Origin of the sequence: Leisingera sp. UBA4491 (assembly GCF_002388965.1) — a bacterium.
Classification (GTDB): Bacteria; Pseudomonadota; Alphaproteobacteria; order Rhodobacterales; family Rhodobacteraceae; genus Leisingera; species Leisingera aquaemixtae.
In genome coordinates, this window is sequence record NZ_DGNN01000021.1 from 55,054 (window position 1) to 79,697 (window position 24,644).

General features: G+C 64.6%; 26 protein-coding genes. 11 read left to right on the forward strand and 15 right to left on the reverse strand.

Translation table 11 applies throughout. The features are described 5' to 3' along the window. Positions 1-59: 59 nt before the first annotated feature. From B2P87_RS11430 to B2P87_RS11440, 3 genes are all read right to left on the reverse strand, one after another. A complete protein-coding gene (locus B2P87_RS11430; RefSeq protein ID WP_058287923.1) occupies positions 60-239 on the reverse strand; it encodes an RSP_7527 family protein in 180 nt (59 codons plus the stop codon). Between the two features lie 214 nt (positions 240-453). Continuing rightward, positions 454-1,857 carry a DEAD/DEAH box helicase gene (locus B2P87_RS11435; protein WP_141890015.1) on the reverse strand — a complete coding sequence of 468 codons (1,404 nt, stop codon included), beginning with the start codon at positions 1,855-1,857 and terminating at the stop codon, positions 454-456. Positions 1,858-2,155: 298 nt separating this feature from the next. Beyond that, a complete protein-coding gene (locus tag B2P87_RS11440; RefSeq protein ID WP_141890016.1) occupies positions 2,156-3,763 on the reverse strand; it encodes a peptide chain release factor 3 in 1,608 nt (535 codons plus the stop codon). 225 nt (positions 3,764-3,988) lie between these two features. On the opposite strand from B2P87_RS11440, the gene B2P87_RS11445 reads away from it, so the two are divergent. Next, positions 3,989-4,351 carry a BrnA antitoxin family protein gene (locus B2P87_RS11445; protein WP_141890017.1) on the forward strand — a complete coding sequence of 121 codons (363 nt, stop codon included), beginning with the start codon at positions 3,989-3,991 and terminating at the stop codon, positions 4,349-4,351. A 114-nt stretch (positions 4,352-4,465) separates the two neighbouring features. Here B2P87_RS11445 and B2P87_RS11450 read toward each other — a convergent pair whose 3' ends face one another. After that, positions 4,466-5,497: a ParA family protein gene (locus tag B2P87_RS11450; protein ID WP_141890018.1), complete on the reverse strand. Its 1,032-nt coding sequence runs from the start codon at positions 5,495-5,497 to the stop codon at positions 4,466-4,468. A gap of 174 nt (positions 5,498-5,671) precedes the next feature. Further along, positions 5,672-6,697, reverse strand: a complete 1,026-nt coding sequence (locus B2P87_RS11455; protein WP_141890019.1) for a Hint domain-containing protein — start codon at positions 6,695-6,697, stop codon at positions 5,672-5,674. A 204-nt stretch (positions 6,698-6,901) separates the two neighbouring features. On the opposite strand from B2P87_RS11455, the gene B2P87_RS11460 reads away from it, so the two are divergent. The 5 genes from B2P87_RS11460 (at position 6,902) to B2P87_RS11480 (ending at position 12,308) form a co-directional block, all read left to right on the forward strand. Continuing rightward, a complete protein-coding gene (locus B2P87_RS11460) occupies positions 6,902-7,681 on the forward strand; it encodes an SDR family oxidoreductase (RefSeq protein ID WP_141890020.1) in 780 nt (259 codons plus the stop codon). Between the two features lie 10 nt (positions 7,682-7,691). Further along, positions 7,692-8,813 carry a hypothetical protein gene (locus tag B2P87_RS11465; protein ID WP_141890021.1) on the forward strand — a complete coding sequence of 374 codons (1,122 nt, stop codon included), beginning with the start codon at positions 7,692-7,694 and terminating at the stop codon, positions 8,811-8,813. A gap of 220 nt (positions 8,814-9,033) precedes the next feature. Then, on the forward strand, positions 9,034-10,083 hold the full coding sequence (locus B2P87_RS11470) for a methyltransferase domain-containing protein (RefSeq protein ID WP_141890022.1): 1,050 nt from the start codon (positions 9,034-9,036) through the stop codon (positions 10,081-10,083). 224 nt (positions 10,084-10,307) lie between these two features. Then, positions 10,308-11,414: an ABC transporter ATP-binding protein gene (locus tag B2P87_RS11475; protein ID WP_141890023.1), complete on the forward strand. Its 1,107-nt coding sequence runs from the start codon at positions 10,308-10,310 to the stop codon at positions 11,412-11,414. A gap of 42 nt (positions 11,415-11,456) precedes the next feature. Next, on the forward strand, positions 11,457-12,308 hold the full coding sequence (locus tag B2P87_RS11480) for a GNAT family N-acetyltransferase (RefSeq protein WP_141890024.1): 852 nt from the start codon (positions 11,457-11,459) through the stop codon (positions 12,306-12,308). 152 nt (positions 12,309-12,460) lie between these two features. Here B2P87_RS11480 and B2P87_RS11485 read toward each other — a convergent pair whose 3' ends face one another. The 3 genes from B2P87_RS11485 to B2P87_RS11495 form a co-directional block, all read right to left on the reverse strand. After that, positions 12,461-13,096 (reverse strand): DUF998 domain-containing protein, encoded by a 636-nt coding sequence (locus B2P87_RS11485; protein WP_141890025.1) that lies wholly within the window; start codon positions 13,094-13,096, stop codon positions 12,461-12,463. A 232-nt stretch (positions 13,097-13,328) separates the two neighbouring features. After that, positions 13,329-14,003, reverse strand: a complete 675-nt coding sequence (locus B2P87_RS11490; protein WP_141890026.1) for a helix-turn-helix transcriptional regulator — start codon at positions 14,001-14,003, stop codon at positions 13,329-13,331. Between the two features lie 83 nt (positions 14,004-14,086). Then, positions 14,087-14,395 (reverse strand): hypothetical protein, encoded by a 309-nt coding sequence (locus B2P87_RS11495; RefSeq protein ID WP_141890027.1) that lies wholly within the window; start codon positions 14,393-14,395, stop codon positions 14,087-14,089. Between the two features lie 226 nt (positions 14,396-14,621). Here B2P87_RS11495 and B2P87_RS11500 point away from each other — a divergent pair, with 226 nt between their 5' ends. The 5 genes from B2P87_RS11500 (at position 14,622) to B2P87_RS11520 (ending at position 17,955) form a co-directional block, all read left to right on the forward strand. Then, on the forward strand, positions 14,622-14,837 hold the full coding sequence (locus B2P87_RS11500; protein WP_141890028.1) for a twin-arginine translocase TatA/TatE family subunit: 216 nt from the start codon (positions 14,622-14,624) through the stop codon (positions 14,835-14,837). Positions 14,838-14,843: 6 nt separating this feature from the next. After that, positions 14,844-15,308, forward strand: a complete 465-nt coding sequence (gene tatB, locus B2P87_RS11505) for a Sec-independent protein translocase protein TatB (protein ID WP_058287937.1) — start codon at positions 14,844-14,846, stop codon at positions 15,306-15,308. Beyond that, positions 15,305-16,207: a twin-arginine translocase subunit TatC gene (tatC, locus tag B2P87_RS11510; RefSeq protein ID WP_141890029.1), complete on the forward strand. Its 903-nt coding sequence runs from the start codon at positions 15,305-15,307 to the stop codon at positions 16,205-16,207. The genes tatB and tatC overlap by 4 nt, the downstream gene beginning before the upstream one ends. A 282-nt stretch (positions 16,208-16,489) precedes the next feature. After that, a complete protein-coding gene (locus B2P87_RS11515) occupies positions 16,490-16,936 on the forward strand; it encodes a hypothetical protein (RefSeq protein ID WP_141890030.1) in 447 nt (148 codons plus the stop codon). 176 nt (positions 16,937-17,112) lie between these two features. Then, positions 17,113-17,955, forward strand: a complete 843-nt coding sequence (locus B2P87_RS11520) for an ATP-binding protein (RefSeq protein WP_141890031.1) — start codon at positions 17,113-17,115, stop codon at positions 17,953-17,955. Positions 17,956-18,029: 74 nt separating this feature from the next. On the opposite strand, the gene B2P87_RS11525 is transcribed toward B2P87_RS11520, so the two are convergent. The 7 genes from B2P87_RS11525 to purF all read right to left on the reverse strand — a co-directional run bounded on the left by B2P87_RS11525 (position 18,030) and on the right by purF (position 24,543). Then, positions 18,030-19,280: a peptidoglycan DD-metalloendopeptidase family protein gene (locus tag B2P87_RS11525; protein WP_208764527.1), complete on the reverse strand. Its 1,251-nt coding sequence runs from the start codon at positions 19,278-19,280 to the stop codon at positions 18,030-18,032. A gap of 158 nt (positions 19,281-19,438) precedes the next feature. Next, positions 19,439-20,086, reverse strand: a complete 648-nt coding sequence (locus B2P87_RS11530; RefSeq protein WP_141890032.1) for a protein-L-isoaspartate(D-aspartate) O-methyltransferase — start codon at positions 20,084-20,086, stop codon at positions 19,439-19,441. Between the two features lie 8 nt (positions 20,087-20,094). Then, a complete protein-coding gene (gene surE, locus B2P87_RS11535) occupies positions 20,095-20,889 on the reverse strand; it encodes a 5'/3'-nucleotidase SurE (RefSeq protein ID WP_058287945.1) in 795 nt (264 codons plus the stop codon). A 235-nt stretch (positions 20,890-21,124) separates the two neighbouring features. Further along, positions 21,125-21,772 (reverse strand): SDR family NAD(P)-dependent oxidoreductase, encoded by a 648-nt coding sequence (locus B2P87_RS11540; protein WP_141890033.1) that lies wholly within the window; start codon positions 21,770-21,772, stop codon positions 21,125-21,127. Between the two features lie 112 nt (positions 21,773-21,884). Continuing rightward, on the reverse strand, positions 21,885-22,160 hold the full coding sequence (locus B2P87_RS11545) for a hypothetical protein (protein WP_058287946.1): 276 nt from the start codon (positions 22,158-22,160) through the stop codon (positions 21,885-21,887). Positions 22,161-22,320: 160 nt separating this feature from the next. Beyond that, complete coding sequence (locus tag B2P87_RS11550) at positions 22,321-22,863, reverse strand: DUF2199 domain-containing protein (RefSeq protein WP_141892049.1); 543 nt, start codon at positions 22,861-22,863, stop codon at positions 22,321-22,323. Between the two features lie 159 nt (positions 22,864-23,022). Beyond that, complete coding sequence (gene purF, locus B2P87_RS11555) at positions 23,023-24,543, reverse strand: amidophosphoribosyltransferase (protein WP_141890034.1); 1,521 nt, start codon at positions 24,541-24,543, stop codon at positions 23,023-23,025. Between the last annotated feature and the right edge of the window lie 101 nt (positions 24,544-24,644).

Sequence of the window (24,644 nt, forward strand, 5' to 3'; positions counted from 1 at the left end):
GCCCTCAGGGGCACGCGGCGTTTTCAATTCCGTGCGGCTGCCGGAATCCGGCAGGCGTCTCAGCCGTGCAGCGGGCGGGCGCAGCTGGGGCAGGAGATGACCTTGCGCGGCGCGCGGACAAGAGCGCGGAACAAGCTGCGCATCATGCTGGCAAATGCCTCTGCGCGCAGCTCATGGGCGCGGGCCTCGATGGCCTGGAATTGGGAGATCGTCAGTGTTTTGGTGTCAGTGGTGTTCATGGCTTAGCCCATCGTCAATGGCGCGTTTCTGTGTCGCGATCCCTATACGCCCGTTGCCGCAGGCTGACACCGGCCAAGATCGAAGACCCGGTATGCTGCAACTGCAAAGGTCACTATGCTGCGGCTGCATGGCCGCTGAGGGCAGCGCAGCTGGGAAGCCACCAACGAAAAAGGCCGCTCCGAAGAGCGGCCCTGAAACGTTCTGTTGCGCTGCTTAGCTGGCGCGGCGTTCGGCAAAGCTGAGCGCGATGAAGCTAGGCAGGTGGTCGCCCATGCCAACCACGGCCTTGTCGTCGCGCTTGCCGTATTTCCCGCGCGAGGACGCGCGCTCGGGCTTCTGCGCAGCCTTGTCCTCCTTGCGGGGGGCGCGCGATCCGGTGTCTGCCTTGGCAGTGTCCTGCTTGGCTGTGTCCGGCTTCGCAGCGTCCGGCTTGGCAGGCCGGGAGGGCTTTTCCTGTTTCGGTTCGGGCTTGACCGGGTTGTCCAGGCGCTTGATCTCCTTCTGGATCAGCTTCTCCACTGCATCCAGCGCCTTTTCGTCGCGCGGGGTGCAGATGGTGATCGCCTTGCCCTCGCGGCCGGCACGGCCGGTGCGGCCGATCCGGTGGACGTAATCCTCGGCGTGGCCCGGCACGTCGAAATTGAACACATGGCTGACGCTGGGCACGTCCAGGCCGCGTGCGGCCACATCCGAGGCCACCAGGATACGCAATGACCCCTCACGGAAGGAATCCAGCGTCCTGGTCCGCTGGCTCTGGTCCAGGTCGCCATGGATTGCGGCGGCGTCATAGCCGTATTTCTTGAGCGATTTCGCGCAGATATCCACATCCGTCTTGCGGTTGCAGAAGATGATGCCGTTGGTCAGCTTGTCGCCTTCGCCGTCGATCAGGGCGCGCAGAACCGTGCGCTTCTCGCTGCCCTCGCGGTCGCGGCGCGACGGTTTGACCTGCACCACGGCCTGTTCGATGGTTTCCGACGCGGTCGCCTGGCGCGCCACCTCGATACGGGCCGGACCCGACAGGAAGGTGTTGGTGATCCGCTCGATCTCCGGCGCCATGGTGGCGGAGAAGAACAGCGTCTGGCGGGTAAACGGCGTCAGCGAGAAGATGCGTTCGATATCCGGGATGAAGCCCATGTCGAGCATCCGGTCGGCCTCATCCACCACCATGATCTGCACGCCGGTGAGCAGGAGCTTGCCGCGCTCGAAATGGTCCAGCAGCCGGCCCGGGGTCGCGATCAGCACATCGACGCCCTTGTCGATCAGCGCGTCCTGCTCCTTGAAGGACACACCGCCAATCAGCAGCGCCTTGGTGAGCTTCACATGCTTGGCATAGGTGTCGAAGTTTTCCGCCACCTGAGCGGCCAGCTCGCGGGTGGGGCACAGCACCAGGCTGCGCGGCATCCGGGCCCGGGCGCGGCCGCGGGCCAGAAGGGTGATCATCGGCAGCGTGAAAGACGCGGTCTTGCCGGTGCCGGTTTGGGCGATTCCCAGAACATCGCGCCCTTCCAGCGCAGGCGGGATTGCCCCGGCCTGGATCGGCGTTGGGGTTTCATAACCAGCTTCCTCAATAGCTTTGAGGACCTTGGGATTCAGGTTCAGATCGGTAAATTTTGTCATCTGTGTCCGTCATTGCGGACACTGACCTGGCCCGCGCGTGTGTGTTCCAGCCGGATCCGCAAATGGTCATGCGGGATGGCAGCTTCCGGCTCGTTGCGGGGCATATCAAAATCCCGGGCGATCGTCAATTAATGCCGGATTTTACAGTATTTTCGCCTGTGAACTATGCAGAAAGGAAACAAATCAGCCAGAATCCGGGCAGTGTTCTGCCAATTGCGGCGCTGCGGCCGGGCCGGCGAATCTGTTGGCGGCCGCAGCAGGACGCAGGAAAAACGCCCGGAGGGCCGGGCGTTTTTTGTTAAACCATCATTTCCTTGGTCGCGGTCAGTTTCAGATCGGGGTAGTCGCGCACCACCCGGTCGATGTCCCACTGCAGCCGCGTCAGATAGACAATGTCGCCGTCGTGGTCATGGGCGATGTGCTGCTTGTTGGCGTTGATGAACTTGTCCACCGCCGCCTTGTCGCCGCTGACCCAGCGTGCGCTGGTGAACTGGCTTGCCTCAAACCGCACCGGCAGGCCGTATTCCATCTCGATCCGGCTTGCCAGCACCTCGAACTGCAGCTGGCCGACCACGCCGACGATGAAGCCGGAGCCGATCGAGGGTTTGAACACCTTGGCCGCGCCTTCCTCGGCAAACTGCATCAGTGCCTTTTCCAGGTGCTTGGCTTTCATCGGATCACCCGCCCGCACCGTCTGCAGCAGCTCCGGCGCAAAGGAGGGGATGCCGGTCACCCGGATCGCCTCGCCCTCGGTCAGCGTGTCGCCGATGCGCAGCTGGCCGTGGTTCGGGATGCCGATGATGTCGCCAGCCCAGGCTTCCTCGGCCAGCTCCCGGTCGGAGGCCAGGAACAGCACCGGGTTCGACACCGACATCGGCTTCTTGGTGCGCACATGCGTCAGCTTCATGCCGCGCTTGAAATGGCCCGAGGCCACCCGCACAAAGGCCACCCGGTCGCGGTGCTTAGGGTCCATGTTGGCCTGCACCTTGAACACGAAACCGGCGACCTTCTTTTCTTCCGGGCTCACTTGGCGCGGCTCGGCCGACTGGGGCTGCGGCTCGGGGCCGTATTTGCCGATCCCATCCATCAGCTCCTTGACGCCAAAGGAGTTGATGGCGGAGCCGAACCAGATCGGGGTCATGTGGCCCTCGAGCACCGACTGCGGGTCCAGCGCGGGCAGCAGCTCGCGCGCCATTTCGACCTCTTCCAGCAGCTTCTCAAGCAGGTGCTCCGGCACGTGTTCGGCCAGCTTGGGGTCGTCCAACCCGTTGATCTGGATGCTTTCCGCCACCTTGTTACGGTTGGCGCGGTCCATCAGCTCCAGCCGGTCGCGCAGCATGTCGTAGCAGCCGATGAAATCGCGGCCCACCCCGATGGGCCAGCTGGCGGGGGTCACGTCGATCGCCAGCATCTCTTGGATTTCATCAATGATCTCAAAGGTGTCCCGGCTCTCGCGGTCCATCTTGTTACAGAAGGTCAGGATCGGCAGGTCGCGCAGGCGGCAGACCTCGAACAGCTTCTGGGTCTGGCTTTCCACACCCTTGGCGCCGTCGATCACCATCACCGCTGCATCCACCGCCGTCAGCGTCCGGTAGGTGTCCTCGGAGAAATCCGAGTGGCCGGGCGTGTCCACCAGGTTGAAGCGGAAGCCGCTGAAATCAAAGGACATTGCCGAAGCGGAGACAGAAATCCCGCGGTCCTTCTCCATCTGCATGAAGTCCGAGCGCGTCCGCCGCGCCTCGCCCTTGGCGCGTACCTGTCCGGCCATCTGAATCGCACCGCCATAGAGCAGAAACTTTTCAGTCAGCGTGGTCTTGCCGGCGTCCGGGTGCGAGATGATCGCGAAGGTCCGGCGCCGCGCAATTTCGGGCGGCAGTTCGGGGCGGTTTACAGCGGTGTCCAACATGAGCGCGCGTATAGCAGGAATGCCGGAAGAGGCAAGAAAAACAGGGGGTGCCACGCGTGCACCCCCCGTACACCCCCTGTGCACCGGGCGGCTGCCCTTTGAAAAGGTGTGGCGTTTCCTGCGCACGCCCCGCTTGCCGGGATTTAACCGGACTAGGGCAGGGTTGGGATCAGCGCGGGAGTGCCGCCCCGCTGCGAACCGCCGCCATCAAGGGAACGCCACGGGATGCCCAGTAAACGGTATTACGACAATGAGATGCAGCTGGAGCTGGACGACCTGCAGCAGAAGCTGCGCCGCGACTGGCTGGACAAGAGCCTGCCGGAGGATTGGGACGGCATCCTGAGCTGGGAGCGGCTGGACAAGCCCAAGACCCGGGTGACGATCCGGCTGGACGCGGACATGGTCAAATGGTTCCGCAAGCTGGGCCCGAACTATGGCCGCCGCATCAACTCAATCCTGCGGATCTACTGGCTGGCGCTGCTGGCCGGGCATATCCAGGCCCATGACAAGGACAACACGATTCTTCGCATTGCGGTGCGGGCGCGGCGGATGCAGCGGGATCTGCGGGAGCGCGGGGTGGGAGAGTGAGGGGAAAAAGAACAGAGAAAGATGGCATCTCCAATAGCAACTGCAGACCTGTGCTGTATTCTTCAACAAGAGCTTCAGTTAATAGCTCCTGTTGAAGATTGTGGTCACCGCGACTTAAATGCCTGAGATGTTTCGAATGCAGTTGCTAAGGTCTTTGAACGTCGCCTCAAAGGTGTCTCGGTTTTCTTTCATGTTCTCAAGAATTTTACCGCCTTGCTCAATTTGTTCATCACTTAAAGCAAAAACGGGGACGTTGTGTTTTTGAGATTGGGCGATCAGTGAGTTAAAGTCGGGAATGTTGGCTAGATTGTAAGGTTCGTCAGCTGCACCTGAGGCTACAAACTCAGCTTCCGTGATGATCATGGAGGACTTTTTTAGTACAGGTACTAGAGTATTATCTACATTGGCTTTAATCGTATCGATCCAATTTTGAAAAGATTTCGCGGGCGCTCCAGATCTAGGTCGGTAGCGCTGTGAAATAATTCCACAAAATTGCGGCGGCGTTTGAGGGATGGGGTAGGTTAAAGAAGTATTACGAAACGCAGCAACCGACGAACTCCAGCCTGGTAGGACCTTCGCCAAAGAACTGATTGCTTGATTGCAATAATAGTCTGGGGACGTTGGTACTATGAAATAGTCCGATGACATCAGGAAACACTGGTTTAGAGCGCCGACGCTTGGGCTCATGTCAATGAGCACAATGTCGATTTCGTTGTAAGTTGCAGTGATTCGAAGGAATTCGCCAATTGAGCCAGGTATGTTTTGGAGTGCCGGAATCGCGGTACTTGCACTCAGTGCAACAGAGATTTGTGTTTCGTGCAAGGCGAGGTTAATACTTCCTGCTAGCAAAAAGAGATTTTCGTGATTTGTACCAAAGGTCTCGATGGGTTTTAAATGGGACCCTGATCCGCTGAAAACAGGGTCGAGGCCATCGGCAATGTTTTGGCCGGGATTTTTAGTATAGAAACTGTCGAAATCAGCAACTCCAGCGAACCCCAATACGGTGCCGGTCAAATTACATTGTGGGTCGCCATCAACAATCAGTACTCGATACCCCTGATCCGCTAATGCCCATCCTAGGTTGAACGTGGTAGTGGTTTTGCTGACGCCACCCTTATGATTGAATAGGGAAACGAGTGGGGCCATGTTGCACGCTCCTGGATTTATGTTGTGCCGTTTAGTTTCGCATAGGTGGAGCGTAGGTAGCGTGAAATACTTCGAGTGTCCACTGGCGAGTGCATAATTTGCGAGGCAACTTCAGTGGTGAGCGTTTTCCTCTGAACCCAAGACGTTGCTTTTGTCAAAGGTCCTTTGGTTACATCACCGCAACGACGCCCTTTTCAACAGCCCCACCGCATCCGGCCTGTTCAGCAGCGCCCGGCTCACGTCCAGGCCATGCGTGCCGCGCTTGTGGGCGGCGGGCAGGGGGGCGTGCGGGTGTCCTGCGCGCGTGATCCAGATATCCTCCGGCAGCGCCGGGCGGGTGACGGGGTCGAGGAAGGTGCTCTCGGCGGCGATGCCCTCGGCGTAGATGATGTGGTGGCGGTCGAACAGGATCTGGAAGTAATCGGCAAAGCCGCCGTCCAGCACCACCACGCTGTCGCCGTTCACCAGGTCGCGGGCGCGGACCAGGATCTCGGGCGCGCCGGCGCCGATCTCGTCGCTGCGCTGGTAGACCATCAGCCGGTGGCCGGGGCTGACGATCAGGTCGCGGGCGTTGTTCAGGGCCCCCTTGCGGATCAGGACCGGGGCCAGATCGCCGACCGCGCGCAGGGTGGACTGGCCGACCCAGCGCACCTCCTGGATGCCGTCGTCGCGGGTCAGGACGCGGTCGCCGGGGCGCATGTCCTCGATCGGGCGCTGGGCGCCGGTGGACAGCGTGATGCGGGTGCCGCGGGTGAAGGAGACGCAGGCCGATTGCGCCAGCTTGCGCCGGGCGGGCTCGCGCACCGCCTTGACCAGCGTATAGGGCACCTGCGGCTGCAGGGGTGCCAGCGGCACCAGGTAGATGGCGGCGATATAGCCCTCGGCATCGGCCTCGACCAGCACCAGGATTTCGGTGTTGGGGCCGCGGTCGGGCATCAGGGTCAGCAGGCAATCCAGGTGCAGCGCGGCACCGGGGGTGCCAAGCGCGGAGGCCTCCGCCACAGAAAGGCTGCCGTCGTGACCGGCGGCGATGCCCAGCCGCCGCGGGGCGGAGGCGGCGTCCAGCATGTAGACGTCATCCAGCACTAGATCCTCAAGCACGCCCAGCGGGTCGCCGGTGTTGGCACCGTATTCGACGCGGAAATGCTCGGCCAGGCAGGCCTGGACGGAGGTGAGGCTGGCGGTCAAGGTCTGTCCCATAAGCGGCGTGTGTTTCGTTTCCACTGTGAACCCGCGCGGGGCGCTGTCCAATAGATCTGCTGCAGGAATGTGGCAGAAAACGGTCCGGAAGGGGCTGATTTTCCGGCGGTTTGACGATTGGCGCGGAGGGCGCGGGGCTGGTCTTCGCCGGGCAGGCGGTGCAAGCTCTGCGGCGACTGAAAAGATTCCCGAGGGAGGACGGCAATGGATCTGGGTATTTCGGGCAAGCGCGCGCTGGTTTGCGCCAGCAGCAAGGGGCTGGGGCTGGGCTGCGCCGAGGCGCTGGCGGAAGCGGGTGTGAACCTGGTGATGAACGCCCGCGGGGCGGAGGCATTGGAGGCGTCGGCGCAGGCGATCCGCGACCAGTATGGCGTGGATGTGGTGACGGTGGCCGCCGATGTGACCACGCCGGAGGGCCAGCAGAAGGTGCTGGAGGCGGCTGAGGACGTGGACATCCTGGTCACCAACGCGGGCGGGCCGCCGCCGGGCATGTGGACCGACTGGGACCGCGAGGATTTCATCAAGGCGCTGGACGCCAACATGCTGACCCCGATTGCGCTGATCAAGGCGCTGGTCCCGGGCATGATCGAGCGCGGCTGGGGCCGGGTGGTCAACATCACCTCGGTCTCGGTCAAGTCGCCGGTCCCGGTGCTGGGGCTGTCGAATGCGGCGCGGGCGGGGCTCACCGGCTATGTCGCGGGCACCGCGCGGCAGGTGGCGGGCAAGGGTGTCATCATGAACAACCTGCAGCCGGGCCTCCATGCCACCGACCGGGCCGAGGCGCTGGACGGCGGCGCGGCCAAGGCGCAGGGCATTTCGGTGGAGGACGCCAAGAAGCAGCGCTGCGCCACCATCCCGGCGGGCCGCTATGGCACCCGTCAGGAGTTCGGCGCCACCTGCGCCTTCATGTGCTCGCAGCATGCTGGATTCATGGTCGGGCAGAACATCCTGCTGGATGGCGGCGCCACAAACACCACGATGTAAGGAGCGCCGCATGGCCAGCGGGTTTTCCCTGAAGGACCAGCTGTTCAACCGCGAAAAGGTCCGCTATCTGGCGGGCCTTTTTTCCGCGGCTGAGGCCGGGTTTGATGCTGAGGCTTTTGAGGCCCAGGTGATGGCGGAGCTGCCGGCGCTGGAGCTGAAGCAGAGAATCGCGCTGATTGCGCAGGTGCTGGCGGATCATCTGCCCGCAGCCTTGCCCGAGGCAGCGCCCATTCTGCTGAAAGCGCTGCCGCCGCCGCTGGATCCCGGCAAGACGGATGATGACTTCGGCGACTTCATCTTTGCCCCCTTGGGGGAATATGTCGCCGCGCTGGGCCTTGAGGCGCACCGGGATCTGTCGCTGGACCTCTTGGAGGAAATCACCCAGCGGTTTTCGATGGAATGGGCGATCCGGCCTTTCCTGAACCGCTGGCCGGATGAGGTGCTGGCGCGGATGCAGGACTGGGCCGGGCACAGCAGCTATCACGTGCGGCGGCTGGTCAGCGAGGGCACCCGCCCGCGGCTGCCCTGGGGCGAGGCGGTGGGCCTTGCGCTCGGCGCCCCGCTGCCGCTTTTGGACCGGCTGCACGGCGATGGCGCCCGCTTTGTCACCCGCTCGGTCGCCAATCATCTGAACGACATTGCCAAGAAGGATCCGGATCTGGTGATGGACCGGCTGCAGCGCTGGCGCCAGGCCGGGCAGCAGCAGCGCAAGGAGCTGGACTGGATGACCGGCCACGCCCTGCGCGGGCTGGTGAAGGCGGGCCATCCGCGCGCGATGGCGATGCTGGGCTATGATCCGGATCTGGCGCTGGACGCGCGGATCAGGGTCCCGGAGACCGTGCGTATCGGCGGGGCGCTGGATCTCTCCTGCCGTCTGGACGGGGCTGCGGGCGCGCCGGTGCTGGTCGATTACATCCTGCATTTCCAGCGCCCTGCGGGGAAAACCTCGGCCAAGGTGTTCAAGCTGAAACAGGCAAAGATCAGCGGCGGCACGCTGGAACTGGGCAAGAAGCACAAGCTGAAGGGGGATGCGACCACCTTCAAGCTGGTGCCGGGGCCGCACCGGGTGGAGCTGATGGTGAACGGCAAGGTGCGCGCCGAGGCCGCGTTTGAGCTGCTGCCGGAAGGGTGAGGTAACGCAGACACTGCTCTTTCGCCCGGCGGCACGCCGGGCAGCGCCCGTCCGCCCCCATGGGCGGGCGCTTCGCTTCCGCCCGCGGACGGGCGTTGCCCTCAGAACTTTGTATCGCACACTCCATCACACTTGCGTCAGACCTCTCGCAGGACCGATTGAACGGGTGACTGGTGGCCGCTATCCAGTCGGTCCGCAACCCTCAAGGAAAGGCGTCCCCATGAACCACGAAAACGTGCAGGCTTATTACGGCGAGGTGCTGCAGGGCAGCGCTGATCTTCAGACCAACGCCTGCTGCACGCCGGACGACATGCCGGACCATGTGAAGGCTGTGCTGTCCAAGGTCCATGACGAGGTGCTGACCCGCTATTACGGCTGCGGCCTGATTGCGCCGGAGGCGCTGGAGGGCGCGCGCATCCTTGATCTGGGCTGCGGTGCGGGCCGCGATGTCTATGCGCTGTCGGCGCTGGTTGGGGAGCATGGCAAGGTGGTGGGTGTTGATATGACGCCTGCGCAGCTGGAGGTGGCGCGGCGCCATCAGGACCACCACGCCGAGGCCTTCGGCCATGCCCGGTCCAATGTCGAATTCCATCACGGCTATATCGAGACTCTGGACGCGCTGGATCTGGAGCCGGGCTCTTTCGACATCATCGTCTCCAACTGTGTGATCAACCTGGCCACCGACAAGGGCGCGGTGCTGCGCGGGGCGTATCATCTTCTGAAAGAGGGCGGGGAGATGTATTTCTCCGATGTCTACGCCGACCGCCGGGTGCCGCAGGCGCTGGCCGAGGATGAGGTGCTGTACGGCGAATGCCTGTCCGGCGCGCTCTATTGGAACGACTTCCTGGCCATCGCGAAAGAGGCCGGGTTCAAGGACCCGCGGATGGTGACCTCACGGCTATTGACCATCGAGAATCCGGTGCTGGAAAAGCGGGTGCAGCCGCTGAAGTTCCTGTCGGCCACCTACCGGCTGTTCAAGCTGCCAGCGCTGGAGCCGGCCTGCGAGGATTACGGGCAGGCGGTGATCTACAAGGGCACAATCGAGCACGCGCCGCACCGTTTCGTGCTGGATGATCATCATGTGATGGAAGCAGGCAAGGTATTCCCGGTCTGCGGCAACACCTGGATGATGCTGCAAGACACGCGCCTGGCACCGCATTTCGAATTCATCGGCTCGTTTGAGACCCACTACGGGATTTTCGAGGGGTGCGGCGGCAATTCTCCCTTTAACGGGCTGGAGCTGGACGGCACCGCTCAGGGGTGCTGCTAGAAGGAAGGCCGTAAACCAGGACTTGAAAGCTCAAACAGAGAGCGGCGCCCGGCCCGGCGGGGAGGGCGAGAAGCGCCCGCCCCGTGGGGGGCGGGACGGGCGCTGCCCGGCCTATAGGCCGGGCAGTAGGTTTTTCACGCAGTGCTGACCGCTTGCGGCGGCTGAGCAGGATTGCTATCCCGGCGTGACCCCAAGCGTTTTTATCGGAAAAGCCCCGAGGCCCCATGAACACTGCCCCAGCGAAGATGCACAGCACCATGGCCCCGCCGCGGCTGGAAATCCGCAATATCCGGCGCTTCTTCGAGGGCCGCGCGGTGGTGGATGACGTCTCGCTGAAGATCCGGGCGGGGCAGGTCACCTGCCTTTTGGGGCCGTCGGGCTGCGGCAAGTCCACCACCCTGCGGATGATCGCCGGGGTGGAGATGCAGGACAGCGGCGAAATCTATGTCGATGGCAAGCTGATCTGCGACACCGTGTTCCGGGTACCGCCCGAACGGCGCGAGATCGGGCTGATGTTTCAGGACTTTGCCCTGTTCCCGCATCTGAGCGTGGCCGACAATGTGGGCTTCGGCCTGAAGGGCAGCCGGGACGAGAAGCGCGCGCGGGTCGAGGAGCTGTTGAACCGGGTGTCGCTCAAGCGCTTCATCGACGGCTACCCGCACCAGCTGTCGGGCGGCGAGCAGCAGCGGGTGGCGCTGGCCCGCGCGATTGCGCCCAGGCCGCGGATCATGCTGATGGATGAGCCGTTCTCGGGCCTTGATAACCGCTTGCGCGACGGCATCCGGGACGAAACCCTGAGCCTTCTGAAGGAAGAGGACACCGCCGTCCTGCTGGTCACGCATGAACCGGAAGAGGCGATGCGGATGGCCGACGAGATCGCGCTGATGCGCGGCGGCCGGATCGTGCAGCAGGGCGCGCCCTACAACGTCTACACCCATCCGGTGGACAAGGCGGCAGTGGCGTTCTTCAGCGATGTGAACGTGCTGAAGGCGCAGGTGAACGGCGCGCTGGCACGCACGGCCTTTGGCGAGTTCCTGGCGCCGGGGGTGGCGGACGGCACCGCGGTAGAGATCGTGTTCCGCCCGCAGCATCTGCGCATCGACTTTGACCGCGGCGGCCAGGGCCCGCTGCCCACCCCCAGCGACGGCGTTGCCGCCCGCGCAGTGGTGGAGCGCGCCCGGTTTCTGGGCAGCGAGAGCCTGGTGGAGTTCAGGATGGATTTCGACGGCTCGATCCTTAAGGCGACGGTGCCAAACGTCTTCCTGCCGGAAAAAGGCCGCGTGATGTGGCTGACGGTGCGCCGCAACCGCTGTTTCGTCTTTCCTGCCTGAGTCTTAAGGGGCATTCTGCACCCGGTGAAACAGGAGATGCAGATGCAAGGCAGCTATCAGATCCGGGCGTTGACGCCTACGGAGATCCGCACCGCCGCGGACTGGGCTGCGCGCGAAGGCTGGAACCCTGGGCACAGCGATGCCGCGTGCTTTGCCAGCGTTGACCCCGAAGGTTTCTGGGGCGGCTTCCTGGACGGGCAGATGATCGCCTGCATCTCGGTGGTGAACTACGGGCAGGCGTTCGCCTTCCTCGGCTTTTACATCGTGGCGCCGGCGCACCGCGGCCAGGGCTATGGCTATGCCCTGTGGCAAAAGGCGCTGGAGCATGCCGGGGGCCGGGTTGTCGGCCTTGACGGGGTGGTGGATCAGCAAGCGAACTACCGCCGCTCGGGCTTTGAGCTGGCGTACCGCAATATCCGCTTTGGCGGGGTGCCCGCCGGCGGGCTGCAGGCCGCCGCGGATTTCGAGCTGTCGCCGCTGAGCGCCCCCGCGGCAGAGCTGGAGGCGCTGGACGCCCGCGTCTTCCCGGCGCCGCGCCCGGTCTTCTGGCAGCAGTGGCTGGGCGCGGCGGGGCATCACTCCTTTGCCGCGTACCGGGACGGACGCTTGGCCGGGTTCGGCACCCTGCGGCGCTGCGGCAGCGGCTGCAAGATCGGGCCGCTGGTGGCGGTCTCCCGCCCGGCGGCGGTGGCGGTGCTGGCGCGGCTGCTGCAGGAGCTGCCGCCCGGGCAGGAGGTGTTCCTGGATGTTCCGGAACCCCATGCCGCGGCGGTCGAACTGGCGCGCGGCCTGGGCCTGGCGCCAGTGTTCGAGACCGCGCGGATGTATCGCGGGCCTGCGCCGCAGCTGGAGACGGATCTGATTTACGGCGTGACCAGTTTCGAACTCGGGTAGGGGGCGCTGCCCCCGCCGCCGCTGGATAGGGGTTCCGCCCCGTTCAGCCCTGAAACCGTCCCCCGGACGGTTCCCGGGACGGGCTTCACCCCCGGAGTATTTTTGCAAAGGTGAAGGCCGCGCTTGCACACAGGCTGCCGGTGCGGCGGCGGTCAGCGCAGCGCGCGCCCGTAGCGCAGGAACAGATGCGCCAGCGTGCAGACGGCAACAATCGCCAGCAGGCCCAGGCCGCGCTCGTACAGGCCGTCGATGCCGGTGGGCAGGAAGAAGAACACCGGCGCCGTCAGCGTCCAGAGAACTGCAATGGCCCGCAGCATCCGCGTGTAGCCCTGGCCCATCTGCCCCGCCGCACCTGCCATCACCCAGGGCGCGACCGCCATCAGCACCCCCAGCGCGTAGACCAGGTAGATGTGGATCACGACGCCCTCGTTATCGCTGTCGCCGTATTCATTGCGCGCGCCGACCAGAAAGACGATCAGCCCCATCAGCGCAAAGGCGACGATCCCGAAGCTCCAGCCGCGGCCGCCCAGATGCACATGGGCAGCGGCGACGGCGATAGCGACCAGCGCGGCGGAAAAGGCGTACAGCCCCGAATCGACGATGAATTCATAGCGTCCAGCGCCAAGGTCGCTGATCGTGTCTGCCGCCCAGTCATGGCCGGGCACGATGACGCCGGCGGCAATCACCGAGGCGGCCAGCAGGACACAGCCGAGAACGGCATAGCACGCGAGCAGGATGATGAGGGTGGGGGCGCTGTGCAGGGCGGGGGGAAGCGAAATCTGGGACATGGGCGCGGGCTCCGGTTGCGTACAGCGACTCAACGCGGCGGCGCGGCCAGCTGTTCCGCGTTTGCAGCGCAGGCAGCGGAAGGTGCGGCCGCCCAAGCGGGGCGTGGCCCCAGGCCGCGGCTGGAGGCGGATCCGAAATCCGGTGCGGCGCGTGCAGAGCCGGGGCAGGGGGCTCTGCCCCAGGCGCTGCGCGCCTTCCCCGGAATATTTTCAGCCAGAAGAAGAGCGGATCTTAGCGTCCGTATGGATCGTAGTCCTGCAGGCGCTTGCCGGGCTCGTCCACGAACAGCTCCGGCAGGGCAGAGGCGTCTTCGATCAGGTCAACCCGGAACACCCGGAAATCCTTTCGCGTTTCGCACCACGCGGTCAGGGTCCAGACCCGGCCCCAGTATTCCATGTGCAGAGGGCGGATCTTCCGCTCTGTCAGGGTGCCGTCGATGCGGCGGTAACTGAGCTGCAGTTTCTGCCGCGCCTTTATCGCAGCACGCAGCGCCGGCATGTGCGCCAGGGCGCGGGCGGCGTCCGAGAAGGGATAGACCGCGAATTTCCAGGCGTCGGCCTCGGCAATGGTCTGCTCCGGCAGCACCGCGTCCACCTTGGCCGCCAGCGACAGGGCGGCGGCCTTCAGGTCCGGGTCGGCGGCCTCGGCCACGATGGCCATGCCGAGGTTCAGCGCCTCCAGCTCCTCCGGCGTCAGGGTCAGCGGCGGCAGGCTGATCTGCTCGCGCACCATGTAGCCGACGCCGCGCTCCCCCTCGACCGGCACGCCAGAGGCCATCAGCGTGTCCATGTCGCGGTAGATGGTGCGGGTGGAGACCTCCAGCCGCCCGGCGATGTCCTGGGCGCGGTGCAGCTTCCCGTCGCGCAGGATCTGGATGATTTCGAAAAGGCGGTCGGTGCGGCGCATGGGCCTAGCCTTTGCGCGGGGGAGGGAGGAGGTCAAGGGCTGCGCCTGCTGTCCTTTCAGCGGACAGGCGCAGCCCTCAGGTCTTAGGGCGTCATCTGCCACTGCACCTCTTCATGGCGCATGGCCGCGCTGTCCGGTGCAAGCGCTGCAACCACCTCGGCGGCAAAGTCCTGCTGCATGAAGGTCTGCGCCGCCTTTTGCGCCGTCGCCATGTCCTTCCACACCACATAGTCGGTCCAGCTGCCGTCCGCGCCCCGGCTCAGATGGCGGGTGACAAAGCCGTCCTGGGCGCGCACGAAGGCCTCGGTGCGCTGCATCAGCGCTGTGAAATCCGCAGGACTCACGCCCTCGGCCAGTTTGAAGGTCACGATTTCGGCGGCATGTTTGCTCATCACGTTTCTCCTTTGTTCATGTGATGGGCTGGATTTACCGCGTTGCAACTGACATAAACCTGTCAGTTGGATGCGGGCCGCCTGCAAAAACGATGAAATCCTTCGCTTGCAGGCGCTTTGCACGCGCGGAGTTGCTTTCGCTCAAAGCGGGCCGCGCGCTAAACCCGTAGCGAACAATTCCACCGGCGCTGCAAACCCGCGCCGGATCACGTAAGGAGAGATACTTATGCTCAACAACATCGGCCTGCCTGGCCTGCTGCTCATCGCCGTTGTGGTTCTGGTCCTGTTCGGCCGCGGCAAGATTTCCTCGCTGATGGGCGAAGTCGGCAAGGGCATCACCTCATTCAAGAAGGGCATCAGCGAAGGCAGCAACGAGCTGGAGCAGGACGCCTCGGACACGGCCAAGGACGTGACCCCCGAGACCGAAAAAGACAAGGCCTAAGCGCGGATGTTCGATCTTGGGTGGACCGAACTGCTGGTCATCGGCGTTGTCGCGCTGATCGTGGTCGGCCCCAAGGACCTGCCGGTGCTGTTCCGCAATGTCGGGCGGTTCGTGGGCAAGGCCAAGGGGATGGCGCGCGAATTCAGCCGGGCAATGCATGACGCGGCGGATGAGGCCGGGGTCAATGAGGTCGCCAAGGGCCTGAAGACTGCATCGAACCCCGTCGGCTCTGCCATGGACGGGATCAAGCAGGCGGCGCAGGAGATGGCTTCGTCGATCGACCCGGCGAAATTCGACCCCGGCAGCGAGACCGGCAAGCTGGCGGCGCAGCGCGCCGAGGATGCCAAGAAGATCCAGGCCTCCACCGCGCGCGCCGCGGCGGAGCGCAAGGCGCGCGAGGCGGAAGAGGCGCTGGCCAAGGCGGAAGCCGCCGAGGCGGCGCTGAAGACGGATGATGAGGCCAAATCATGAGCAACCCGGATGAGATCGACGACTCAACCGCACCGCTGATCGAGCATCTGGCCGAGCTGCGCACGCGGCTTATTCATTCGGTTCTGGCCTTCATCGCCGGCATGGTGATCTGCTTCACCGTGGCAACACCGGTGTTCAACTTCCTCACCGCGCCCTTGTGTGAGGTGCTGGCGGAGAGCGGCCAGGACTGCGCGCTGATCTTCATCAGCCCGCAGGAGGGTTTCTTTGTCGCGATCAAGATCTCCTTCCTTGGCGGCTTTATGCTGGCGTTTCCCTTTATCGGGTTCCAGCTGTGGCGGTTTGTGGCGCCGGGGCTGTACAAGTCTGAGAAGGGGGCGTTCCTGCCCTTCCTGGTGGCGTCGCCCTTCATGTTCATTCTGGGTGCCAGCTTTGCCTTCTATGTCGTCACCCCGCTGGCCTACGACTTCTTCCTGGGTTTCCAGCAGTTCGGCGCCACTGGCGAGGCGATCACTGGCGAGGAGGTCACACAGGGCCTGAGCGTGGTGTTCCAGGGCTCGGCGCAGGAATACCTGAACCTGACGATCAAGTTCATCGTGGCCTTTGGCCTGTGCTTCCAGCTGCCGGTGCTGTTGACGCTGATGGGCAAGGCCGGTCTGGTCAGCGCCGAAGGCCTGGGGTCTGTCCGCAAATACGCGGTGGTTGCGATCCTGGTGCTGGCAGCCCTGGTGACGCCGCCGGATGTGATCACCCAGATCATCCTGTTTGTGGTCGTTTACGGGCTGTACGAGATTTCGATCTTCCTGGTGGCCCATGTCGAGAAAAAGCGCGAGGAAAAGCTGCGCGCCGACGGCTACTATGACGATGAGGACGAGATGGATGCGCATCCCGACGATCCTCTGATGGCTGAGTTCGAGGCCGAGGACGGCAAGGACAAGTAAGCCGGAGACGGTTTGAAATGAGAAGGCGCGCCCGGAAGGGCGCGCTTTTTTTGCTTTAAGGCTCAAAAGGCATCTTGCCGGCTGCATCGGGGGCCCGGTGAAAGAGGCTCGTGTCGCCTGCCGCCGCTGCATTTGCATGCGGTTCCACTCCTGCCGGCAGCAAGTCCAGTGCAGGCAGAAGGCTTGATGGCGGACCCCAAAACCTGCAGCATCATACTAAGCACATTTGCCGCAGGCGAGTTCCACAAGGCGGTGTCCGGTTTAGTAACTAGGAGGTTTGTTATGCCTGATCTGATCCCAGCTGCCGCCAAAAAGAAGATGGAAAGCGAGTGCAAGAAGATTGCCAAGAAAGTGGGAAAAACCATAAAGCCAGAACTTGCCGGTAAGAAAATCGAAGACGCGGTGACAAAGGGCGTCTGTAAAGAAGTCAAATCAGTCGACAAAAAGGTCGTTCAATTCCTGGTCGATCAGCTTAAGAAAGAACTGGACAAGAAGAAGAAAGGGGCGGCGGGAAGCAGCCCGCCGGTTATCCCGAAAGCCACTGCCAAATGGTCTCCGAAGAAGCCGGGTGCCGGGGTGCCATCAATCACCATTCCGATCACCGAATGGGTTTTGGACCCCAAGCTGGACACCAAGGCTAAGTTTTCGATCAAGGTTTGGGCCGACCCCCGGGAGTTCGAAAAAAAGGACAAGGGAGTGATGGTGAACTTCACCGTGGTCAACTTCTGAAGGAAGTGACCGGGCTTCGGATCGACTCATTTGTGCGTGGCACATTTAAGGGGGCAATCTGTGCGCCAAGCACAATCCTGGGCTCCCGGAAGATGCGCGTGGCCTTCACCCAGCCCCCTTGCCGCTTGCCTCTGAACATGCTTTGAAATCCGGCAACTGACGGACGGAGGCCCCCCATGGACGAGAACGCATTGACCCGCATTGCCGAGGCGCTGGAGCGGATGTCTCCGGCGCCATTGGAAACCCCTGATTTCGACGCGGCCAGCGCCTTTGTCTGGCATGTGGGGCCAGAGCGGCTGGAACCGGTGGAGGCGGTGAACCGGGTCGATCTGGATCTGCTGGTCGGCATCAACCGCTCCCGCGATACGCTGCTGGAGAACACCCGCCGCTTCGCCCAAGGGTTCGCCGCCAACAACGCGCTGTTGTGGGGCGCCCGCGGCATGGGCAAGTCGAGCCTGGTGAAAGCCGTGCACGGCGCGCTGGCCGGGGATCACCCGGAGCTGAAGCTGGTGGAGCTGCAGCGCGAGGATCTGCCTTCGGTGGCGCGGCTTTTGAACCATCTGCGCGGGTCCCAGCACCGGTTCATCCTGTTCTGCGACGATCTGTCGTTCAGCCATGACGACCAGCATTACAAAAGCCTCAAGGCGGTGCTGGACGGCGGCATCGAGGGGCGGCCGGAGAACGTTGTGTTCTACGCCACCTCCAACCGCCGCCACCTGATGCCGCGGGACATGATCGAGAACGAGCGCTCCAGCGCCATCAACCCGTCGGAGGCGGTGGAGGAGAAGGTGTCCCTGTCCGACCGTTTCGGGTTGTGGCTGGGCTTCCACCCTTGCGATCAGGACGAATACCTGGCGATGATCGAGGGCTATTGCGCCGCCTACGGGATCAAGGCGGACGTGGAGGGCTTGCGCGCCGAGGCGATCGAATGGCAGGCGACACGCGGCGCGCGCTCGGGCCGGGTGGCCTGGCAGTTCTTCACCGATCTGGCCGGGCGGCACGGAGTGGCGCTGCGCTGAGACCGCTGAGTACAGTAAAAGAAAAGCCCGGCTGATTGGCCGGGCTTTTCTTTGTTAACAGTCTGTTAACGCCGTCAGTTCAGGTAATTCAGCGGGTCGATGCTCTCGAACCCGTCGCGCACCTCGAAATGCACATAGGCATCGTCGCCGCCGCGCAGGGAGGCGATGCGCTGGCCGCGGGCGACGGTTTCGCCCTTCTTCACCGTGATATTGGCGACGTTCTGATACACCGTCAGCAGCTTCTGGCTGTGACGGATCACCACGATCGGCACGTTGTTGGAATCCTTGGTGATCGCCGCCACGGTGCCCGCTTCGGCGGCATTCACAGGCGCACCGGCGGCTCCGGAAATGTCGATCCCGTCATTGCGGCCCTTGGAGTAGGTCTTGATGATCTTGCCCTGCACCGGATAGGCCATCGCCGCACTGCTGGCGCGGGTGGGTTTCGGCAGTTCCGGCTTGGGCAGGGTCTCTGCCGCGGGCTTGACCGCGGCGGGCGCGACCTTTTCTTCCGGCAGCGGCTTGCTGGCGCTGGGCGGCACCGGCGTCTGGGTGCCTGCGCCCGGTTCGGTCACGGCAACGGGGGCTGCGGCCGGGGTCAGTTCGGCCGCCGGTTGCTCCTTCAGCGGGATCAGCAGGAACTGGCCCTCGCGCACCGCAAAGTCGCTGCCCAGGCCGTTCCATTCCGCCAGCGATTTCACCGGCACCTGATACAGCCGCGAGATGGTATAGGCGGTCTCGCCGCGTTTCACCTTGTGGCGCACCGGTTCCGGGCCGCGCTGCACCTTGGCGGGCTGCGGTTTGGGCGCCGGCTGGATCGCGGTGGTGGTCACCGAACCCGGACTGGGAGAGGTCAGCGGCGCGGTCTCAATCGCCTGTCCGGCCAGGGTGGCGATATCCACCGAGCCCGGGGCGGCGGTGCCGTCCGCGGGGAAATCTGCCGGGGCGCGGCGCGGCAGCGCCAGCACTTCGCCCTGGCGCATCTTGTCACCGGCCGCCATGCCGTTGTAGCGGGCGACCTCCTCCGGCGGCAGGCCGATGCGCGCGGCGACATCCGCGACGGTGTCGCCGCGCTGCGCCACCGCCACCTGGTAAGAGGGGTAAGTTATCAGCCCGCGGCCATCCGGAGCGGGACGGCTGGAGGTGGCCGACTGGGCGGCGGTGGCGGTGTTGAAGGCGCCAAGCTGGCCGCGCAGGTCATAGTCCAGCGGACTTTGGCAGGCTGCCAGCACCCCGGCCATGGGCAGCAGCGCCAGCAGCCGGGCCCGGGGCAGCCGGAAACGGGGCAGCCCGCGGGACGCGGTCCGGGTGGGGGGGGTCCGGGTCATCTTGCTCTCCTCAAAACACGCTTCCCCCTTTTTCGCGGGGATTCTCTCGCGTCAATCACTATAGCCCATGCAATTCAGCGGGCGGCTGAATTCCGCCGCCAGTTTACGGGGCCAGCGCAGGAATATCAAACGCAGCTTGCGCAATTGCGGCAGCGGACCTAGCTGTCCTTGCCCAGCCCTTCAAGCAGCGGCACGAAGCGCACCGGGCGCAGCTCGTCATATTCCAGCCCGTCTTCGGTCTTGCGTACCCGGATCAGGGTCTGCACGTGGTCCGACTGGCCCACCGGCAGCACCATGATGCCGCCGGTCTTGAGCTGCGCCAGAAGCGGCCCGGGCGGGTCCTCGGCGGCAGCGGTCACGATGATGCGGTCAAAGGGCGCCTGGTCCGGCAGCCCGTGGCTGCCATCGCCGACCAGCGAGGTCACATTGGCGAGCCGCAGGCGGTCGAACACGGACCGCGCCTCGCGCACCAGCCGGGCGTGGCGGTCGATGGTATAGACCCGGCGCGCCAGCTTGGACAGGATCGCCGCCTGGTAGCCGGAGCCGGTGCCCACCTCCAGCACCGTGTCGCGCTGCGACAGCTGCAGCGCCTGGGTCATCATCCCCACCACCGAGGGCTGCGAGATGGTCTGGCCGCAGGCAATCGGCAGCGGCACGTCTTCATAGGCGCGTTGCGAGAAGATGCCGCGCACGAACAGGCCGCGGTCGATCTCCTCGATCGCCTCCAGCACCTTCTGGTCGGTCACCCCGCGCGAGCGCACGGAGTAGAGGAACTGCATCTTGGTTTCCGGATCGGGTCCGCTCATTGCCGCGCTCACTTGCCCGTCCATTCGACCGCCTTCAGCGCATCCAGGGCATCGCCCGCGGTCAGGTCGGCGCGCATCGGGGTGACGGAGATGTAGCCGTCCAGATTGACCGCAGCGTCGGAGCCGGGCGTGGCCTCGACATGCTGGTTGCCGCCGCGGATCCACAGGTAGCGGCGCCCGGTGGGCGACAGCTGCTCCTCGGCCGAGAAATGGCAGCCGGGGCGCCAGCCCTGCGGCGCCACCCGGGTGCCCTTGACCTCCGCGGCCGGGACCGGCGGGAAATTGATGTTGTAAAACAGCCGGTAATCTTGCGCATCCTGCGGCTGGGCGGCCAGGATCTTCTTAATCAGGGCAGCGCCGTGCACGGCAGCGGCCTCAAACGGATTGCCGGTCTCCCGGTTGGCGGGGCCGTAATACTGCGACAGCGCCATCGCCGGGATACCCTGCAAAGCGGCCTCCATCGCGCCGCCCAGCGTGCCGGAGTACAGCGCGTTTTCCGCCGAGTTGTTGCCGCGGTTCACCCCCGACAGCACCAGGTCGGGCCTTTGGCCGTGCATCACCACATGCAGCCCCGCCAGCACGCAGTCGGCAGGCGAGCCTTCGGCGGCAAAGCGGCGCTCGCTCAGCTGGCTGAGCATGGTGGGGCGGGTATAGCTGATGCAATGGGCGACGCCGGATTGCTCAAAGGCCGGCGCCACCGTCCAAACCTCGCCTTCCGGTCCTGCGACCTCATGGGCGATGGCCTCCAGGATGGTGAGCCCTTCGGCGCTGATGCCGTCGTCATTGGTGATCAGAATGCGCATGGGGTGTCTGCCTGCCGTCTTCAACCGGGTTTTCGATTGAATAGGACCTGTGCCGGAACGGGGCAAGGTTTTCGCTGGGAGAAGCGGCATCCGCCGCAAAGCGGGGCAGGGAGGCAACAGGCAGAGCCGCCGGGGGGGGCGGGGGCTCCCGCCGCTTTGGCCTGCATCGCAGATGCCGTCCCAAGCGTTGGGCCGGGCGCCGCGCGGGGGCGCGGCGCGGGGCCGGTTTCGGGCGTCAGTCTGCCAGGATCAGCGGCAGCAGGCGCGCGGCCTCGTCCTGGATCGGGGTCAGCGCCTCGCGGTCCTCGCCGGGGTGGAAGCGGGCGCGCAGGGCCGTGGCCATCGGCTGCGGCTCCAGAATGCGCACCTTGGGGCCGGTGCGTCCGGTTTCCGCCTGCCAGCTGCGGGCCAGCGCCATCTGCGCGGCCTTGGTGGCGCCATAGGTGCCATAGAACTTTTCGCCCGCCTTGGGGTCGTCAAAGAACACTGCGCGCCCCGTCCGGCCCAGCAACGGCGCCACATAGGGGATCAGCACCGAGGTGGCAGTGGCGTTGACCGCAACCGCCTTGGTCCAGTCCTTGGCCGCAACGGAAGGTGCCGGGCAGAGCGCGGTGGCATGGATCGCGGTGTGCAGCCACAGGTCCAGCTTGCCCCAGCGGTCATGGATGCCGCGGCAGAGCGTTGCCATCGCCTCCGGCACGGTGATGTCCATCGGTGCCAGGGTGGCGCTGCCGCCCGCGGCCTTGATGCGGTCGTCCAGCTCTTCCAGCGCGCCGGTGGTGCGCGCCACGGCGACGATGTGATGGGTGGGCGCAAGGGCCTCGGCCAGGGCGCTGCCCAGGCCGCGGGATGCGCCGGTGATGAGAGCGATTTTGTCTGTCATGGGCGCCTTCTTGGGCCGCGGGCGAAGGCAGGTCAAGAGGCAGCGGCCCGGGGCAAGAATTTTCGAAAATTCTTGGCAAATTTCTTCGAAGAAATTTGCGGCGCTCCCGCGCTTAGCTGCCGGGCATCGGCAGGCGTTTTGTCTCGCCGTTGGCGCTCAGCACCAGGCCCTCGGCGTCGATCGCCACCACCTGGCCCAGCGAGGACAGGCGGGTGCCGCGGGTCACGGTCTTGGTGCGGCCGTTGGGCAGGCGCACCAGCGCGGTCAGGCTGTTCTCGGGGCCGTAGATGCCCAGAAGGTTCAGCCGGTTGCGGTTCACTGCATTGCCTTGGGTGGCCAGTCCGGCCACCTTGGCGGGTGTGCCGCCCGCCGTTTCTGCGTTTGCCATGTTCTTCATCCCCGATGTGTCAGGGCGTATCTGGTCAATCGGCCGGGCCGGTTCAACCAGCCTGCGTGCGGCTCGGCGGGAAGCCGCGGACCGGCGGGGATGCAATCGGTGGAAGGCCGCCGCCGCGGCCGGTCGCACGCGCCTGCGCTGAAATGCCCCGTCAGGCGTCGAAAACCAGCGACGGCAGGTCGTGGCCATAGGCATAGAGCAGCTCCAGAAGCTCCTCCAGCTCGGCGCCGTCCTTTTGCAGCGGATAGAGCGGGTGGTTCTGCTCGGTGACCTGGAGCTCCGGATACTGGCCCTCCGGCCGCATCTCCAGAACGCAGCCCGCGGGCATCGGCATATCCGGCGGGATCGCATTGGCCAGCCAGGCCGGGCGGTCGCCCAGCTTTTCCGTCTCGCGCATCTCGAACAGGTCGAGATAGGCGTCGAAGTCATCGCGGCTGAGGCTGGCCCAGGTGCCCAGCAGAAACTCCTCGCCGCGGCTGCCGGGCAGCGGGATCGCCAGCACCGCGCGGACAAAGCGCAGATCGCCCAGACGGCAGAAATCGTCGGTCAGGATATCGCCGCGGGTGGCCAGGACGGCGGAGTTGTCCTCCACCTCCATATCCTCGGAGCAGATATCGGGCCGGTCGCAGCTCAGGCTCAGCAGTTGCGCAAAGGTGGCGCCGCAGCAGCGGCACTGGCGCGGAGAGGTCAGCATGCGGGCAAGATGCGCGTCCAAGAGGCGGCCTTTCGTCTGGAAGCATAAAAAGGCGCGGGCCGTCACGGCCAGCGCCTTGTCCATGCAGTGGTCGCGGCCCTCATACGCGGATGCGGCCGGAAGTTCAAACCCCCCTTTCCGCAAGGGGGCGGGGCGGGGTCAGCCGGAGGCCAGGTTGGGGGCGTTCCAGGAGGCGCCGGGGACCGGCATGTCCTGGATCTTGGCGCTGACCCGGCTGCTGCTTTCCAGCGCGTTCAGATACTCGCTGGTGACGCCGGTGACATAGTTGCCGTCAAAGCAGGAGCAGTCGAACTGCTCAATATCCGGGTTGCCTTCCTTGGCGGCCCAGATCAGGTCGTCGAGGTTCTGGTAGAACAGCGCGTCGGCGCCCAGCTCGTCGCGGATTTCCTCGATGCTGAGGCCGTTTGCGATCAGCTCGTGCTTGGTCGGCATGTCGATGCCATAGACGTTGGGGTACTTCACCGGCGGCGAGGCGGAGGCGACATAGACCTTCTTGGCGCCGGCTTCGCGGCACATCTGCACGATCTTCTTGATGGTGTTGCCGCGCACGATCGAATCGTCGATCAGCAGCACGTTCAGGTCCTTGAATTCCAGCGGGATCGCGTTGAGCTTGCGGCGCACCGACTTCTGCCGCTCGGCCTGGCCGGGCATGATGAAGGTGCGGCCCACATAGCGGTTCTTCACCAGCCCTTCGCGGTAGCGGATGCCGGTGGAATTGGCGACTTCCAGCGCCACGGGGCGGGCCGAATCGGGCACCGGGATGATGCTGTCGATCTCCAGCCCCGACTCCTCGATCTGCTTGGCCAGCGCCTGGCCCATGCGCAGCTGGGTCTTGTAGACCGACACCCCGTCCATCATCGAGTCAGGGCGGGCCAGGTAGACATATTCGAAGATGCAGGGGGTCAGCTTGCCCTCGACCGCCTGGAACTCGTGCAGGTTGCCGTCCAGGTCGACCAGGATCGCCTCGCCCGGCTTGACGTCGCGGGTTTTCTTGAAGCCGTTGATGCCAAAGGCCACGTCTTCGGAGGCAAAAGCGTAATCGGTGCCGCCGTCCGCCGCCGGGCGCGCCGCCATCGACAGGGGCCGGATGCCATGCGGGTCGCGGAAGGCCAGCATGCCGACGCCGGCAATCAGGCAGAGCACGGAATAGGCGCCCTGCACCCGCTCCATCGTCATCTTGACGCCGGCCAGGATGTTGCGGACGGGGTCGGCATTGCCGTTCACCTTGATCGCATCGGCGACCTTGTCGGCCAGCACGTTCAGCAGGATTTCCGAATCCGAAGTGGTGCGCAGGTGGCGGCTGTACTTGCCGGTCACCTTCTCGCGCTGCTCGGCGGTGTTGGTGATATTGCCGTTGTGAACCAGGTAGATGCCGTAGGGCGCGTTGACGAAGAACGGCTGCGCCTCGGAGGCGCTGAGCGAGCCCGCAGTGGGATAGCGGACGTGGCCCATGCCGACGCGGCCAGTCAGGGTCTCGGCGTCTGCGGGGCCGAACACATCCTTGACCAGTCCGTTTTCCTTGCGCTCGCGGAAGAACTCGCCGGTGTAGGTCACGATGCCCGAGGCGTCCTGGCCGCGGTGCTGCAGCATCAAGAGCCCGTCATAAATTTCCGCAAAGACATCCGTGTCCCGGCTTGCGATCCCCAAAATCCCGCACATTGGCTGGCTCCAATCCCACTTAGGCTTTGCTGTTCGGTTGATGCTGGAAGCGGTGGTGCCGGCAGTCTAGCGCATTTGTGCGCTTGGGCGCCAATCCGGCT

Bases quoted from the DNA above. Each gene is read 5' to 3' on its own strand.
- B2P87_RS11515 (WP_141890030.1), top strand. From the start codon at position 16,490: ATGCCTGATCTGATCCCAGCTGCCGCCAAAAAGAAGATGGAAAGCGAG.
- B2P87_RS11495 (WP_141890027.1), bottom strand. From the start codon at position 14,395: ATGAGCAAACATGCCGCCGAAATCGTGACCTTCAAACTGGCCGAGGGC.
- B2P87_RS11545 (WP_058287946.1), bottom strand. From the start codon at position 22,160: ATGGCAAACGCAGAAACGGCGGGCGGCACACCCGCCAAGGTGGCCGGA.
- B2P87_RS11435 (WP_141890015.1), bottom strand. From the start codon at position 1,857: ATGACAAAATTTACCGATCTGAACCTGAATCCCAAGGTCCTCAAAGCT.
- tatC (WP_141890029.1), top strand. From the start codon at position 15,305: ATGAGCAACCCGGATGAGATCGACGACTCAACCGCACCGCTGATCGAG.
- B2P87_RS11500 (WP_141890028.1), top strand. From the start codon at position 14,622: ATGCTCAACAACATCGGCCTGCCTGGCCTGCTGCTCATCGCCGTTGTG.
- B2P87_RS11450 (WP_141890018.1), bottom strand. From the start codon at position 5,497: ATGGCCCCACTCGTTTCCCTATTCAATCATAAGGGTGGCGTCAGCAAA.
- purF (WP_141890034.1), bottom strand. From the start codon at position 24,543: ATGTGCGGGATTTTGGGGATCGCAAGCCGGGACACGGATGTCTTTGCG.
- B2P87_RS11480 (WP_141890024.1), top strand. From the start codon at position 11,457: ATGCAAGGCAGCTATCAGATCCGGGCGTTGACGCCTACGGAGATCCGC.
- tatB (WP_058287937.1), top strand. From the start codon at position 14,844: ATGTTCGATCTTGGGTGGACCGAACTGCTGGTCATCGGCGTTGTCGCG.
- B2P87_RS11430 (WP_058287923.1), bottom strand. From the start codon at position 239: ATGAACACCACTGACACCAAAACACTGACGATCTCCCAATTCCAGGCC.
- B2P87_RS11465 (WP_141890021.1), top strand. From the start codon at position 7,692: ATGGCCAGCGGGTTTTCCCTGAAGGACCAGCTGTTCAACCGCGAAAAG.
- B2P87_RS11485 (WP_141890025.1), bottom strand. From the start codon at position 13,096: ATGTCCCAGATTTCGCTTCCCCCCGCCCTGCACAGCGCCCCCACCCTC.
- surE (WP_058287945.1), bottom strand. From the start codon at position 20,889: ATGCGCATTCTGATCACCAATGACGACGGCATCAGCGCCGAAGGGCTC.
- B2P87_RS11475 (WP_141890023.1), top strand. From the start codon at position 10,308: ATGAACACTGCCCCAGCGAAGATGCACAGCACCATGGCCCCGCCGCGG.
- B2P87_RS11460 (WP_141890020.1), top strand. From the start codon at position 6,902: ATGGATCTGGGTATTTCGGGCAAGCGCGCGCTGGTTTGCGCCAGCAGC.
- B2P87_RS11550 (WP_141892049.1), bottom strand. From the start codon at position 22,863: ATGCTGACCTCTCCGCGCCAGTGCCGCTGCTGCGGCGCCACCTTTGCG.
- B2P87_RS11470 (WP_141890022.1), top strand. From the start codon at position 9,034: ATGAACCACGAAAACGTGCAGGCTTATTACGGCGAGGTGCTGCAGGGC.
- B2P87_RS11455 (WP_141890019.1), bottom strand. From the start codon at position 6,697: ATGGGACAGACCTTGACCGCCAGCCTCACCTCCGTCCAGGCCTGCCTG.
- B2P87_RS11445 (WP_141890017.1), top strand. From the start codon at position 3,989: ATGCCCAGTAAACGGTATTACGACAATGAGATGCAGCTGGAGCTGGAC.
- B2P87_RS11440 (WP_141890016.1), bottom strand. From the start codon at position 3,763: ATGTTGGACACCGCTGTAAACCGCCCCGAACTGCCGCCCGAAATTGCG.
- B2P87_RS11530 (WP_141890032.1), bottom strand. From the start codon at position 20,086: ATGAGCGGACCCGATCCGGAAACCAAGATGCAGTTCCTCTACTCCGTG.
- B2P87_RS11520 (WP_141890031.1), top strand. From the start codon at position 17,113: ATGGACGAGAACGCATTGACCCGCATTGCCGAGGCGCTGGAGCGGATG.
- B2P87_RS11525 (WP_208764527.1), bottom strand. From the start codon at position 19,280: ATGACCCGGACCCCCCCCACCCGGACCGCGTCCCGCGGGCTGCCCCGT.
- B2P87_RS11540 (WP_141890033.1), bottom strand. From the start codon at position 21,772: ATGACAGACAAAATCGCTCTCATCACCGGCGCATCCCGCGGCCTGGGC.
- B2P87_RS11490 (WP_141890026.1), bottom strand. From the start codon at position 14,003: ATGCGCCGCACCGACCGCCTTTTCGAAATCATCCAGATCCTGCGCGAC.